At 74.4% G+C, this 13,844-nt stretch carries 14 protein-coding genes; 9 read left to right on the top strand and 5 right to left on the bottom strand.

What is annotated here, in order from left to right:
* The 6 genes from E1200_RS22870 to E1200_RS22845 all read left to right on the top strand — a co-directional run.
* Window positions 1–464, top strand: a 464-nt coding sequence (locus E1200_RS22870; RefSeq protein WP_279484878.1) for a molybdopterin dinucleotide binding domain-containing protein, incomplete at its 5' end; no start/stop codon positions are given.
* A gap of 177 nt (window positions 465–641) precedes the next feature.
* A complete protein-coding gene (gene nirD, locus E1200_RS22865) occupies window positions 642–1,046 on the top strand; it encodes a nitrite reductase small subunit NirD (protein WP_131954111.1) in 405 nt (134 codons plus the stop codon).
* Window positions 1,030–2,247, top strand: a complete 1,218-nt coding sequence (locus E1200_RS22860; RefSeq protein ID WP_131954110.1) for a uroporphyrinogen-III synthase — start codon at window positions 1,030–1,032, stop codon at window positions 2,245–2,247. The genes nirD and E1200_RS22860 overlap by 17 nt, the downstream gene beginning before the upstream one ends.
* Window positions 2,240–3,031, top strand: coding sequence for a CbiX/SirB N-terminal domain-containing protein (locus tag E1200_RS22855; RefSeq protein ID WP_131954109.1), 792 nt, complete (start codon window positions 2,240–2,242; stop codon window positions 3,029–3,031). Before E1200_RS22860 ends, E1200_RS22855 begins: the two co-directional genes overlap by 8 nt.
* Window positions 3,032–3,089: 58 nt before the next feature.
* Complete coding sequence (locus tag E1200_RS22850; protein WP_131954108.1) at window positions 3,090–4,073, top strand: ATP-binding cassette domain-containing protein; 984 nt, start codon at window positions 3,090–3,092, stop codon at window positions 4,071–4,073.
* Between the two features lie 2 nt (window positions 4,074–4,075).
* Window positions 4,076–4,993, top strand: coding sequence for an ABC transporter permease (locus E1200_RS22845; protein WP_243708761.1), 918 nt, complete (start codon window positions 4,076–4,078; stop codon window positions 4,991–4,993).
* Window positions 4,994–5,093: 100 nt separating this feature from the next.
* On the opposite strand, the gene E1200_RS22840 is transcribed toward E1200_RS22845, so the two are convergent.
* The gene (locus tag E1200_RS22840) at window positions 5,094–6,482 is read right to left on the bottom strand and encodes an RNA polymerase sigma factor (RefSeq protein ID WP_131954107.1); all 1,389 of its coding nucleotides are present in this window, start codon (window positions 6,480–6,482) and stop codon (window positions 5,094–5,096) included.
* Between the two features lie 240 nt (window positions 6,483–6,722).
* Window positions 6,723–7,892, bottom strand: a complete 1,170-nt coding sequence (locus E1200_RS22835; protein WP_207933498.1) for an AMP-binding protein — start codon at window positions 7,890–7,892, stop codon at window positions 6,723–6,725.
* A gap of 122 nt (window positions 7,893–8,014) precedes the next feature.
* Between E1200_RS22835 and E1200_RS22830 the strand changes: the two genes are divergently transcribed.
* The 3 genes from E1200_RS22830 to menD all read left to right on the top strand — a co-directional run bounded on the left by E1200_RS22830 (window position 8,015) and on the right by menD (window position 11,599).
* Window positions 8,015–8,914 carry a 1,4-dihydroxy-2-naphthoyl-CoA synthase gene (locus E1200_RS22830; protein WP_131954113.1) on the top strand — a complete coding sequence of 300 codons (900 nt, stop codon included), beginning with the start codon at window positions 8,015–8,017 and terminating at the stop codon, window positions 8,912–8,914.
* Between the two features lie 67 nt (window positions 8,915–8,981).
* Window positions 8,982–9,935, top strand: coding sequence for an o-succinylbenzoate synthase (locus E1200_RS22825; RefSeq protein ID WP_131954112.1), 954 nt, complete (start codon window positions 8,982–8,984; stop codon window positions 9,933–9,935).
* A complete protein-coding gene (gene menD / locus E1200_RS22820; RefSeq protein ID WP_131954106.1) occupies window positions 9,932–11,599 on the top strand; it encodes a 2-succinyl-5-enolpyruvyl-6-hydroxy-3-cyclohexene-1-carboxylic-acid synthase in 1,668 nt (555 codons plus the stop codon). The genes E1200_RS22825 and menD overlap by 4 nt, the downstream gene beginning before the upstream one ends.
* A 111-nt stretch (window positions 11,600–11,710) precedes the next feature.
* Here the strand turns inward: menD and E1200_RS22815 are convergent, their stop codons facing one another.
* The 3 genes from E1200_RS22815 to E1200_RS22805 form a co-directional block, all read right to left on the bottom strand.
* On the bottom strand, window positions 11,711–12,337 hold the full coding sequence (locus E1200_RS22815; protein ID WP_131954105.1) for a response regulator transcription factor: 627 nt from the start codon (window positions 12,335–12,337) through the stop codon (window positions 11,711–11,713).
* Window positions 12,338–12,342: 5 nt separating this feature from the next.
* Window positions 12,343–13,500: a sensor histidine kinase gene (locus E1200_RS22810; protein WP_131954104.1), complete on the bottom strand. Its 1,158-nt coding sequence runs from the start codon at window positions 13,498–13,500 to the stop codon at window positions 12,343–12,345.
* A 14-nt stretch (window positions 13,501–13,514) separates the two neighbouring features.
* Window positions 13,515–13,844, bottom strand: a 330-nt coding sequence (locus E1200_RS22805; protein ID WP_131954103.1) for an ABC transporter permease, incomplete at its 5' end; no start/stop codon positions are given.

Below are 13,844 nucleotides of genomic sequence, written 5' to 3'. Positions count from 1 at the left end.
CCCCGCGCCCCTACCTCGACCGCTTCCCCACCCCGGACGGGCGCGCCCGGTTCGTCCCCGCCGAGCACCACGGCCCCGGCGAGGACGTGGACGCCGACTACCCCGTCTACCTGACCACCGGGCGGGTCCTGGCGCAGTACCAGTCCGGCGCGCAGACCAGGCGCGTCGCGGCGCTGGCGGAGGCCGCCCCCGAGCCGTTCGCCGAGCTGCACCCCGACCTGGCCGGGCGGCTCGGCGTCGAGGACGGCGACCGGGTCCGGGTGGCGAGCCGCCGCGGGGCCGTGACCGTCCGGGCGCGGCTCACCCGCGACATCCGCCACGACACGGTGTTCATCCCGTTCCACTGGGCGGGGGAGGGCAGCGCGAACCTGCTCACCAACACCGTCCTGGACCCGGTGTCGCGGATGCCGGAGTTCAAGGTCTGCGCCGTCCGGGTGGAACCGGACGGCGCCCCGGCGGCGTGAGCGCCTTTTAACACGGCGGTGACAATGGAGACCCAATCGCGAAACGGCCCCTGCGGAGTATCGGACCATGAACGCCGGGGCCGCGCACGGGACCCACGGGCCGCCGACACTCGGGGCCGACACGGGACCGGGCCGCGGGGCGCCGGCGACCAGGACCCGCCAGGAGGTTGCCGCGCGATGACCACGACACCCGAAGCGACGATCACGAGAGGCACGGCCGCCCGGCTCGCCGCCGGGCCCGGGCTCCGCTGGTTCGACATCTGCTCCTACGCCGCGCTGACTCCCGAGCGCGGCGCGTGCGCGATGGTCGACGGGACGCAGGTGGCGGTCTTCCGCACCTTCGACGGCGCGGTGTACGCGCTGTCGAACCTCGACCCCTTCAGCGGCGCGCACGTGCTGTCGCGGGGGATCCTCGGCACCCGCGGCGGCGCGCCCACCGTCGCGTCCCCCATGTACAAGCAGGTGTTCGACCTGCGGACCGGGGCGTGCCTGGACGATCCGAGGGTGGCCGTCCCGGCCTTCCCGGTCCGCCGCGCCGGCGACCGGGTGGAGGTGGCGCTCCCCGATGAGCACCGGCAATGAGCCGCTGGCCGGGTTCGCCGTCGGCGTGACCGCGGCCCGCCGCCACGAGGAGCTCGCCACGCTCCTGGAACGGCGCGGCGCCCGGGTCGTGCTCGCCCCCGCCATCCGCCTCGTCCCGCTCGCCGACGACGCCGAGCTGCTGGACGCGACCCGGGCCTGCCTCGAAGGCCCCCTGGACCACGTCGTCGTCACGACCGGGATCGGGTTCCGCGCCTGGCTGGAGGCGGCCGACGGGTGGGGGCTGCGCGACGCCGTCGCCGCCCGGCTGGCCGGGACGGGGATCACGGCGCGCGGCCCGAAGGCGCGCGGCGCGATCCGCTCGGCGGGCCTGCGGGAGAGCTGGTCGCCGGAGTCGGAGGAGTGCGCCGAGGTGATCCGGCACCTGCTGCGGGAGGATCTGGCCGGCGCCCGGGTGGCCGTGCAGCTGTACGGCGACCGGGAGCCGGAGCTGACCTCGGCGCTGCGCGCCGCGGGCGCCGAGGTCATCGAGATCCCGGTGTACCGGTGGTCGCGGACCGAGGACACGACGCCGCTGCGCCGGCTCGTCGGGCAGGCCGTGGCGGGCACGGTCGACGCGGTGACGTTCACCAGCGCCGCCGCGGTGGCCGCGACGCTCGCCGTCGCCGCCGAGGACGGGCTGGAGGAGCCGCTGCTGGACGCCATGCGCTCCCAGGTGGTGGCGGCGTGCGTGGGGCCGGTGACCGGCCGGGTGCTCACCGGCCGGGGTGTCCCGACCGTCCAGCCGGAGCGGGCCAGGCTCGGCGCGCTGGTGCGGACCCTGGTGGCGGAGCTGCCGCGCCGCCGGTCGCGGCGGCTGTCGGTGCGCGGGTTCTCGCTGGAGCTGCGCGGGCACGCCGTCGTGCTGGACGGGCAGCTGCGGCCGATCGCGCCGGCGCCGATGGCGATCCTGCGGGCGCTGGCGCGGCGCCCCGGGCACGTGGTGTCGCGGGCGGAGCTGTGCGGCGTGCTGCCGGGCCGGCTCGTCCCCGGCGCCGCGGCGGCCAGGGACGGCTGGACGCGGGAGTCCCGCCTGCGGGAGGCGCGCCCGCAGGCGGACGAGCACGCGGTGGAGATGGCGGTGGCGCGGCTGCGGCGCGGCCTGGGACGCCCCGGGATCGTGGAGACCGTCGTCAAGCGCGGCTACCGGCTGGCGTGCGACCCCCGCCTGGCGGACCGGCTCGCGGCGGGCGCCGGTGGCTGACCGCACCGGCCGCGCGCCCGCTCCCGGACCGCCCGACCCCGGACCGCAGGCTCCTCCGCTGCTGGCCGTCGCGCACGGCACCCGGGACCCCGCGGGGCCCGCCGCGATCCGGGACCTGCTCGCCCTGGTCCGGGCGCTGCGGCCGGGCCTGCGGGTCGCCGAGTCCTACGGCGAGCTGTCCGCGCCGTCGCTGGAGGACGCGGCCGCCCGGCTGGGCGCGGGCCCGCGGCACGGGGCCCCGGTGGTCGTGGTGCCGCTGCTGCTGGCGCGCGGCTACCACGCGCTGATCGACGTCCCGGAACGCGCCGGCCGGCTGCTGCCGGGGTCGGTGACGGCCCGGCCGCTCGGCCCGGACGCCCTGCTCGCCGGCGCGCTCGCCGACCTGCTCGCCGAGCCGCCGGCCCGGATGCTCCCGCTGCGCCCGGCGGACACCGTCGTCCTCGGCGCGGCGGGGTCCGCCGATCCGGTGGGCATCGCCGACGTGCGGGCGGCGGCGCGGCTGCTCGCACGTCGGCTGCGCCGGCGCGTCCCGCACGGGTTCGTCGCCGCGGGCGGGCCGCCGCTGGACGAGGTCGTCGCCGGGCTGCGCCGCGCCGGGGCGCCCCGCGTCGCCGTGGCGTCCTACCTGCTGGCCCCCGGCCGCTTCCACGACCGGATCGCGGCGTGCGGCGCCGACGCGGTCACCCCGCCGATCGGCGCGCACCCGGCCGCGGCGCGGCTGGTCCTGCGCCGCTACGACGAGGCCCGCGCCCGGCTGACGGCGGCGGCCTCCGCGACGCCCTGACCCCTCCCCGGGCGCGCCGGCATGGGGCGTATGCTCCCTTCCGGAGGGGAGGCCGCCCATGCCGGACGCGGAACCGGCCGTCGAGGTCGACGGCCTGAGCAAGAGGTTCGGCGACGTGGAGGCCGTGCGCGGGATCGAGTTCACCGTGCGCCCAGGGGAGATCTTCGGTTTCCTCGGCCCGAACGGCGCGGGCAAGTCCACCACGATCAACATGCTCTGCACGCTGCTGCGGCCGTCCGGCGGCCGCGCGCTGGTCGCCGGGCACGACGTGGTCCGCGAGCGCGACGCCGTCCGCCGCAACATCGGGCTGGTGTTCCAGGACACGACCCTCGACGGCTACCTGTCGGGGGAGCAGAACCTGCGCTTCCACGCCGAGCTTTACGGGGTGCCGCGGCAGGTCGTGGCCGAGCGGATGCGGCAGGTGCTGGAGATGGTCGGGCTGTGGGACCGGCGCGGCGACCTGGTGCAGACCTACTCCGGCGGCATGAAGCGGCGCCTGGAGATCGCCCGAGGGCTGCTGCACTCCCCGCGCGTGCTGTTCCTGGACGAGCCGACCGTCGGCCTGGACCCGCAGACCAGGGCGTCGATCTGGGACTACATCCGGCGGCTCAAGGACGCCGAAGAGATCACGATCTTCATGACCACCCATTACATGGACGAGGCCGAGTTCTGCGACCGGATCGCCATCATGGACTCGGGGACGATCGTGGCGCTGGACACCCCCGAGTCGCTCAAGGCCGGCATCGGCGAGGACCGGGTCCGCATCCAGACCTCCGATGACGAGGCGGCGATCGCCGCGCTGGCGGAGCGGTTCGGGCTGGCGGCCGTGGTCTCCGAGGGCGCCGTGGCGTTCTCGGTGCCGGCCGGTGAGGCGTTCGTCCCGCGGCTGTTCGCGGAGCTGGGCGTGCCGATCCGGTCTGTGAGCGTGTCCCGGCCCTCCTTGGACGACGTGTTCATGTCCTTCACCGGCACGACGATCCGCGACGCCGAGGCCGGGGCGGGCGACCGCAACCGGCTGACGATGCGCGCGATGAGGAGGTGACCGTGGCCGGTTCCCCCGACGCGGGGCCCGCCGACGCGAATTCCGCCCGGCGGGCCGGCCAGGTGGCCGACCTCGTCCGCGTCCGGGTGCCCGAGCCCGGCCTGCGGCAGGACCTGCGCGCCGTGAAGATCGTCCTGCACCGGGAGCTGCTGCGGTTCTGGCGCGACAAGCTGCGGATGGTCTCCGGGCTGGTCCAGCCGGTGCTGTGGCTGCTGGTCATGGGCACCGGCCTGTCGAACCTGATGGCGTCCGGGGGCGCGGGCACCGGCGTCGACCTGCGGACGTTCATCTTCCCCGGCGTGTGCGCGATGTCGGTGATGTTCACCGCGATGTTCTCCGCGGGGTCGATCGTGTGGGACCGCGAGTTCGGGTTCCTGCGCGAGATGCTCGTCGCCCCGGTGAGCCGCAGCTCCATCGTGATCGGCAAGTGCATCGGCGGCGCGCTCGTCGCGACGCTGCAGGGCGCGGTGATCGTGGCGCTCGCGGGCCTGGCCGGGGTGCCCTACGACCCGGTGCTGCTGGCCGAGCTGATGGGGATGATGTTCCTCGGGGCGTTCGCGCTGACCGGCTTCGGCGTGATGATGGCCGCGCGGATCACGCAGATGCAGTCGTTCTTCGCGCTGATGCAGATGGCGATGCTGCCGATGATGTTCCTGTCGGGCGCCCTGTACCCGCTGAACGGCCTGCCGACGTGGCTGAGCGTCCTCACCAAGCTGAACCCGCTGACCTACGCCGTCGACCCGATGCGCCGCGCGGTGTTCTCCCGGCTGGACCTGTCACCCGAGCTGCAGCGGACCTTCAGCTCGGGCGTGACGTGGAACGGGTGGCTCGTCCCGGTCTGGCTGGAGCTCCTCCTCGTCGCGGGCACCGGCGCCGGGCTGCTCGGCATCGCGATCCTGCAGTTCCGCCACACCGACTGAACCCGGGGCACCCGGGACGACGCGAAAGGGCCCGCCGGACCACGTGGTCCGGCGGGCCCTGTTTTCGTCGTGGGGTGCGGTCAGGTCGTTGGGGGTGCGGTCAGACGGCGAAGTCCAGCAGCGGGCGGGCGTTGCTGGGGTGCCGCAGCTTCGACAGCGACTCCTTCTCCAGCTGGCGGATCCGCTCGCGGGTCAGCCCGAGGGCCTTGCCGATCTCGTCGAGGGTGCGGGGCGTCCCGTCGTACAGCCCGAACCGCATCGCCATGATCTTGGCCTCGCGGGGGGACAGGATGTCCAGCGTGCGGCGCAGCTGGTCGGCCATGAGCTGCCGGTCGACCAGCTCGGACGCCTCGGGGCTGTCGGTGTCCTCGATGAGGTCGCCGATGCGGGTCTCGCCGTCCTCGCCGATGGTGGAGTCCAGGCTGATCGGCTGGCGGCTGGTGCGCAGCAGCTCGCGGATCTGCTCGGGGCTCTTGTCCAGCTCGGTGGCCAGCTCCTCCGGGGTGGGCTCGCGGCCGAGCCGCTGGTGCATGTCGCGCTCGACGCGGCTGAGCTTGCTCAGCATCTCCAGCACGTGCACGGGCAGCCGGATGGTGCGGGCCGAGTCGGCGAAGCCGCGCTGGATCGCCTGCCGGATCCACCACATCGCGTACGTGGAGAACTTGTAGCCCTTGGAGTAGTCGAACTTCTCGACCGCGCGGATCAGGCCGAGGTTGCCCTCCTGGACGACGTCCAGCAGCGACAGGCCGCGGTCGGAGTACTTCTTGGCGACCGACACCACGAGCCGGAGGTTGGCCTCCAGCATGTGGGCCTTGGCGCGCCGGCCGTCCGCGGCGACCCACTCCAGGTCGGCGCGCACGGCGGGGGAGTGGTCGCCGGTCTCCAGCTTGTGCTCGGCGTACAGGCCGGCCTCGATCCGCTTGGCCAGGTCGACCTCCTGCTCGGCGGTGAGCAGCTGGCGGCGCCCGATGGCCTTCAGGTAGGTGTGGACCGAGTCGCCCATCGTGGTCGACTGGTCGTCCAGGTCGGCGGGCTCGGCCGCCTCGACCTCGGTGACCTCGAACTCCTCGTCGGCGCTGGCGCCCGTCCGCCTGGCGGCCGTCGTGCGGGCGGCGCGCCTGGCGGCGGTGCCGGACGTCACGGTGGCGGATTTCACAGCGCCCGGACGTCCCGCGGCGGACTTCGCGCCGGACTTCGCGGGGGCGGGGGTCCCGGTGCCGGCTGCCGCCTGGGCGGTGTCGCCCGCCTCGTGGTCGGCGGCCGCGGCCATCGTGCGGACGGCGTCGGACTCGCCGGCGAGGCTGATGCCGGCCTCGGACAGCTCGCGCAGGATGGAACGGCCCTGCGCGGGGCTGATCCCGGCGGTCTCGAATGCCCCCCTCACTTCGTCGAGCGAGAGGCGTCCTTGGGCACGGCCACGCTTGAGGAGGTCGTCGAGCGCGGGGCCCGCCGACTCCGTGAGCGGGGTCTCGACGGCGCTTTGCGGCATGGGGACACCCCTCTCCCTTCGGTGTGTGGGTGCGGCGCGGATTGTCGGCTCCTGGTGGCGCTCGCACTTAACGGAACGTCGCGCGGCCGGTCTCTTGTTCCCGGCGCCGCGGGGGAGCGGCGCTCCGCGGGATCGCAGGGGAACGATCCAAGACGCCGTGATACCCGCACACCGGCGTTCACACGGCCCGGCGCCGTCCAGCTGAACCTTACTACGTAAAGGTCCGAGGCTGTGGCGATATCAGGATATAGAGGCGGCAAGACGCGCGCGGTCGGGTTTCCCAGACGGCAGCAGCGGAATGGCCTCCACGAGCTCCAGTTCGTGGGGCGCCGCGTACGGCGGCATCGTCTCGCGGACGAGCGCCCTCAGCTCCCGCAGGCCGGGCGGGGCCGCCGCGGCGGGGGAGGGCACGACGACGGCGGTGACGCGCTCGCCCCAATCCGGGTCGGGCCGGCCGACCACCACGACGTCGCGGACCGCCGGGTGCCGGGCCAGGGCGGCGGCGACCTCGCCCGCCACGACCTTCTCCCCGCCGGTGTTGATCACGTCGTCGACGCGGCCGCGCACCCGGAGCCGGCCCTCCTCAAGGACGCCGAGGTCGCTCGTGACGAACCATTCGCCGTCCATGGCGGCGGCGGTGTCGGCGGGCCGCAGCCGGTAGCCGGTGAACAGGGACGGGCCCGCCAGGCGGATCCGCCCGTCGTCCCCGACCGCGACGCGCATCCCGGGCAGCGGCGTCCCGTCGTAGACGCAGCCCCCGCAGGTCTCGCTCATCCCGTAGGTGGTGTGGATCCGGGCGCCGCGGGCGCGGGCCTCGGCGAGCAGGCCCGGCGCGGCGGCGGCGCCGCCGAGGACGATCGCGCCGGTGCGCGACAGGTCGGTCCCGGCGTCCAGCAGGCGGCGCAGCTGGGTGGGCACCAGCGACACGTGGGCGCCCTCCGCCCGCGCCACGTCGTCCGGGTCGAAGCGCGGCGCGATGACCGGCTCGCTCCCGGCGACGAGGGAGCGGACGAGGACCTGCACCCCGGAGATGTGGCTGGTGGGGACGCAGCACAGCCACCGGTCGCCGGGCGCTGCGCCGATGCGGGCGAGGGTGCCGGCGGCGGAGTGCCGCAGCGCGCCGCCCGCCAGCTCGACGAACTTCGGCGCGCCGGTGGAGCCGGACGTGGCGATCAGCACGGCGGTGCCGTCCGCGACGGGCGCGCGCCCGCCGCGGGGGGTGTGCGGGACGAGCCCGTCCGGCGTCTCGACCGCGTCGGGGGCCAGGGCGTCCAGCAGCCCGCGGAGTGCGGGCTCCGGCAGGTCCGGGGACAGCGGGCAGATCGCCGGGCCGCCGTCGAGGGCGTCGGCGAGGGCGCGCAGCAGGCGGGGCCCGGATGGCAGAACGGCGGCGTGCAGCGGGCGATCCATGATCTCATCAGGGTAGACGACCCCGCTGAACACGTTCGAATCCCGGGCGGGTTGAATGGGACCCGCGGGCCGCGGACCCCGCCGGCGCGGTCGCACCCAGGGGAGAGGAAGACGTGGAGGAAATGGTCTCGGAGCTGTTCGACGCGGACGTGTGGAAAGAGGTCAAGGGGTTCGGTTTCACCGACATCACCTACCATCGGGCGGTGGACCAGGGCACGGTCCGGGTGGCGTTCAACCGCCCCGAGGTGCGCAACGCGTTCCGTCCCCACACGGTGGACGAGCTGTACCGGGCGCTGGACCACGCGCGGATGTCAAGCGACGTGGGCTGCGTGCTGCTGACGGGCAACGGGCCGGCGCCGAAGGACGGCGTGTGGTCGTTCTGCTCGGGCGGCGACCAGCGGATCCGCGGCAAGGACGGCTACCGCTACGCCGAGGGGGAGACCTCGGAGACGATCGACCCGGCGCGCGCGGGACGGCTGCACATCCTGGAGGTGCAGCGGCTGATCCGGTTCATGGGCAAGGTCGTGATCTGCGTGGTGCCCGGCTGGGCCGCGGGCGGCGGGCACAGCCTGCACGTGGTGTGCGACCTGACGATCGCGAGCCGCGAGCACGCGCGGTTCAAGCAGACCGACGCGGACGTGGCGAGCTTCGACGGCGGTTTCGGGTCGGCGTACCTGGCGCGGCAGGTGGGGCAGAAGTTCGCCCGGGAGATCTTCTTCCTGGGCGATACCTACGACGCCGAGGCGGCGCACCGGATGGGCATGGTGAACGCGGTCGTCCCGCACGCCGAGCTGGAGGCCACGGCGCTGGAGTGGGCGCGCAAGGTCAACGGCAAGAGCCCGACGGCGCAGCGGATGCTGAAGTACGCGTTCAACCTGATCGACGACGGCCTGGTGGGTCAGCAGGTGTTCGCCGGGGAGGCGACGCGGCTGGCGTACGGGACCGACGAGGCGGCCGAGGGCAGGGACTCGTTCCTGGAGAAGCGCGATCCCGACTGGTCGCGCTACCCGTGGTACTACTAAATGTCCGAACGCACGGTGTGATCCGGAATACCGTGATTCGGTGTCGCAGGTCAGGGGGGTCGGGCGGGTGCGGGTCTTCTCCATCCCGATGCGGACGCGGTTCCGCGGTCTCACGCGGCGGGAGGGCGTGCTGGTCCGCGGCCCCGCCGGATGGGGTGAGTTCTCCCCGTTCCCCGAGTACGGCCCGGCCGAGTGCGCGCGCTGGCTCGCCGCGGCCCGGGAGGCCGCCCTGGAGGGCTGGCCGGCGCCCGTGCGCGACACCGTCCCGGTGAATGTGACGATCCCGGCGGTCGGCCCGGAGCGGGCGCACGCGATGACCAAGGAGTCCGGGTGCCGCACCGCGAAGGTCAAGGTCGCCGAGCGCGGCCAGTCCGACGCCGACGACCTCGCGCGGGTGGAGGCCGTCCGCGACGCGATCGGCCCGCACGGGCGGGTGCGGGTGGACGTCAACGGCGCCTGGGACGTCGACCGCGCGGCGCGCATGATCCGCTCGCTGGACCGGTGGGAGCTGGAGTACGTCGAGCAGCCCTGCGCGACGCTGGAGGAGCTGGCGCTGGTGCGGCGGCGGGTGGACGTGCCGATCGCCGCCGACGAGTCGATCCGCCGCGCCGAGGACCCGCTGAAGGTGCGGGCGGCGGGCGCCGCCGACGTGGCGGTGCTGAAGGTGCAGCCGCTGGGCGGGGTCGCGGCGGCGCTGCGGGTCGCCGAGGCGTGCGGGCTGCCGGTGGTGGTGTCCAGCGCGGTGGAGACGTCGGTGGGGCTGGCGGCGGGCGTGGCGCTGGCCGCGGCGCTGCCGGAGCTGCCGTTCGCGTGCGGGCTGGGGACGCTGTCGCTGCTGCGGGGCGACGTCGTGGACGATCCGCTGGTGCCGGTGGCGGGCGACGTGCCGGTGCGGCGGCCGTCCGTGGCCGAGGAGGCGCTGTCCCGCTGGGAGGCGCCCGGTGACCAGGAGTGGCGCGGCCGGGCCGCGGACGCGCAGCGGCACCTGGGCGGCCCCGAGGTGATCGGGGCGGCGCCGTGAACCCGGCGACCGCGCTCGCGACCGTCCTGGTGGACGAGCTGCGCCGCTGCGGGATGACCGACGCGGTGGTGGCGCCGGGGTCGCGGTCGGCGCCGCTGGCGCTGGCGCTGCACGACGCCGCGGAGGCGGGGCGGGTCCGGCTGCACGTGCGGATCGACGAGCGGTCGGCGTCGTTCCTCGGGCTCGGTCTCGCGAAGCGGTCGGGGCGGCCGGTGGTGCTGGTGTGCACGTCGGGGACGGCGGCGGCGAACTTCCATCCGGCGGTGATCGAGGCGCACGAGTCGGGGGTGCCGCTGATCGTGGTGACGGCGGACCGGCCGCCGGAGCTGCGCGGGACCGGCGCGAACCAGACGATCGACCAGGTGAAGCTGTACGGGACGGCGGTGCGGTGGTCGACCGAGATCGGGGTGCCGGAGAACCGTCCGGGCATGGTGGCGTACTGGCGGTCGCTGGTGAGCCGCGCGTGGGGGCTGGCGCAGGCGCCGTCGCCGGGTCCGGTGCATCTGAACGCGGCGTTCCGGGAGCCGCTGATCCCCGACGGCGACGAGTCGTGGTGCGAGCCGCTCGACGGTGACGCGACGGGCGCGTGGACGAAGGTGCGGCCGGCGACGCCGGGGTCGGTGCTGCACGTCCCGCCGACGCGCCGGGGCGTGCTGGTGGTGGGGGACGGGGCGTCCAACGTCAAGCGGTACGTGGCGGCGGCGTCGATGGCGGGCTGGCCGGTGCTGGCCGAGCCGCAGGGCAACGCCCGCTACGGCGACCACGCGCTGTCGGCGCATCATTTCCTGCTGGGCGTGCCGGAGTTCGTTGAGCGGCACCGTCCCGAGGTGGTGGTGACGCTGGGCAAGCCGGGCCTGTCGCGTCCGCTGCTGTCGCTGCTGCGGCGCGCGGAGGAGCACATCGTGCTGGCGCCGGATCTCGCGCACTGGCCGGATCCGGTGCGGTCGGCGACGCAGGTGGCGCCGGAGGTGGAGATCCCGGTGGTGTCGGGCGACGACGCGTGGCTGAGGTCGTGGCGCGAGGCGGACCGGGCCGCGGCGGCGGCGGTCGACGAGGTGCTGGACGCGGTGCCGGAGGTGACCGAGCCGCGGCTGGCGCGGGACCTGGTGGCGTCGCTGCCGGGCGGGTCGCTGCTGTTCACGGCGGCGAGCATGCCGATCCGCGACCTGGACCAGGTGATGCGGCCGCGGCGCGGGATCCGGATCATGGCGAACCGGGGTGCGAGCGGCATCGACGGGCTGGTGTCGACGGCGCTGGGGGCGGCGCTGGCGCACAGCGGCCGCTCGTTCGCGCTGCTGGGGGACCTGGCGTTCCTGCACGACCAGAACGGGCTGATCCTGGGGCCGCGGGACCGGCGGCCGGACCTGACGATCATCGTGGTGAACAACCGGGGCGGCGGGATCTTCTCGCTGCTGCCGCAGGCGGCGCTGGCCGACCAGTTCGAGCGGGTGTTCGGCACGCCGCACGAGGTGGACCTGGAGTCGGTGGCCGCCGCGCACGGTGTGCCGTACCGGCTGCTGGAGGCCGCGTCGGACGTGCCGAAGGCGCTGGTGGGGGAGGGGCTGCGGATCGTGGAGGCCCGCACCGGCAGGGAGGCGAACGCGGTGCTGCACGCCGAGATGCGCAAGGCCGCCCACGCCGCGGTCCGCACCGTCCTGTCCTAGCCCGCCCTTGGACCGTGGCACCCCCTCCGGTTACTTCACCTTTCAAATTACAATGTAAAGGCACCGGGCGATGTGCCTCACCATCTCTCTCACCAACTAAGAACAAAGCCACTAGGGGAGAAGGTGCTTGTCGTAGGCGGTGGCGACCGCCGCGGCCCGGTCGTTGACGCCGAGCTTCGCGTAGATGTGGGTGAGGTGGGTCTTGACGGTGGCCTCGCTGATGAACAGCTCCCGGGCGATCTCGCGGTTGGCGGTGCCGCGGGCGACGAGGCGCAGCACTTCCAGTTCCCGGCTGCTCAAGGTCTCGCTGCGTGGCTCGCGCACGCGGGACAGCAGCCGGGACGCGATCGCCGGTGACAGGACGGACCGGCCCTGCGCCGCGGCGCGGACGGCGGCGAAGAGGTCGTCGCGGGGCGCGTCCTTGAGGAGGTAGCCGGTGGCGCCGGCCTCGATCGCGGGGATGGTGTCGGTGTCGGTGTCGTAGGTGGTGAGGACGAGGACGCGGCAGGGCAGGCCGCGGCGGCCGATCTCGGTGATGGCCTCGACGCCGTCCCCGCCGGGCATCCGCAGGTCCATGAGGACGACGTCGGGGCGCAGCCGCTCGGCGAGGGTGACGGCCTCGCGGCCGTCGGCGGCCTCGCCGAGGACCTCGAAGCCGGCGGTGGTGGCGAACATGCCGCGCAGGCCGTCCCGGACGACGGGGTGGTCGTCGACGATCAGCAGGGTGATGTCGGGCATGGCGGTCAACGGTACTGCCTGATCAGCGGGACGCGGGCGGAGACGGCCGTGCCGCGGCCGGGTTCGGATTCGACGGCCAGGGTTCCGGCGACGCGTTCGGCGCGTTCGCGCATGGCGGTCAGGCCGAAGCCGGAGGAGGGGCCGGTGAAGCCGCGTCCGTCGTCGCGGACGTCGAGGGTGACCTCGTCGTCCATATAGGACAGGGTGACGCCGATGCGGTCGGCGCGGGCGTGGCGTTCGGCGTTGGCGAGGGCCTCCTGGGCGATGCGCAGGAGGGTGGCTTCGAGTTCGCCGTGGAGGGGTTCGGCGGTTCCGGTGACGGTGAGGTGGGCCCTGCCGTCGGTGATCTTCTTGAGGGCTTCGGGGAGCATGTCGTGTTCCAGGTGGGTGGGGGCGAGGTCCTGGACGGAGCGGCGGGCTTCGCGGAGGCTCTCGCGGGCGAGGCCGGTGGCGCGGCGGACGTGTTCGCTGTCCTCGGCGGCCTGGAGCTGGGTGATGATGCCGGTGAGGCCCTGGGCGATGGTGTCGTGGATCTCGGCGGCGAGGCGGCGGCGTTCGTCGCTGATGCCGGCCTCCCGGGCCTGGACGAGGAGCTGGGCGTGGAGGGCGGCGTTCTCGGCGAGGGCCTGTTCGAGGCGGGCGTTGGTGCGTTCGAGTTCGCTGATGGTCTCGGCCTGGGCGCGGGCCTGCTCCTCTTCTCTTTCGGCCATGCGGGTGAAGAGGAGGACGAGCCCGCAGTTCAGGACGAAGAGGCCGCCGAGGACGGCCGCCTGGACGCCGTCGGTGGGCGGGAGGCCGCCGGCCTGGGCGCCGGCCATGGTGAAGGCGGTGATGAGGAGTCCGGCCATGGGCCCGCGGCCGGAGAGGTAGTGGTGGGAGTCGAAGTAGCCGAGGACGGCGTAGACGCTGAAGAAGGGGTTCAGCCAGCTCAGGGTGAAGCCGAGGGCGGTGCGCGTCCAGTAGTAGACGGCTTCGGGGATCCTCCGGGTGAGGTGGAGGGTCTGGAGGGCGAGGGCGGTGACGACGAGGGCCGCGGCCGCGCGCTCCTGCGCGGGCGTCATGACGAGGTCGCGTATGGCCAGTGCCAGGATGCTCGCGAGGGTGAGGAGGGCGAACGGTCCCCAGCGGTAGAACCGTTCGCGTTGCTCCATGATGGTCGCCATCTGTCGAGTGTGGCCTATTCCCAGCGGAACCAGCGGATGGCGCCGGCGATGAGGAGGGTGGCCCAGGCGGCGGTGACGCCGAGGTGGGTCCAGGCGGGCCAGTCGCCTGCGGCGGCCTGGTCGAGGGCCTGGGACGCGGCGCCGAAGGGGAAGTACTCGACGATCTGGCGCAGGAGTTCGGGCATGGCCTGGACGGGGACCCAGACGCCGGCGAGGAACATCATCGGGAAGAAGACGATCGTGCCGGCGACGTTGGTGGCCTTGGCGGTGGGGGTGACGGCGGTGACGGCGGAGCCGAGGGCGAGGGCGCTGAGGGCGGCGAGGAGGAGGGCGAGGAGGTAGCC

Source organism: Actinomadura sp. GC306 (genome assembly GCF_004348665.1).
Classification (GTDB): domain Bacteria; phylum Actinomycetota; class Actinomycetes; order Streptosporangiales; family Streptosporangiaceae; genus Spirillospora.
The sequence above is the reverse complement of the archived record's forward strand: the minus strand, read 5'-3'. Positions and strand labels throughout refer to the sequence as shown.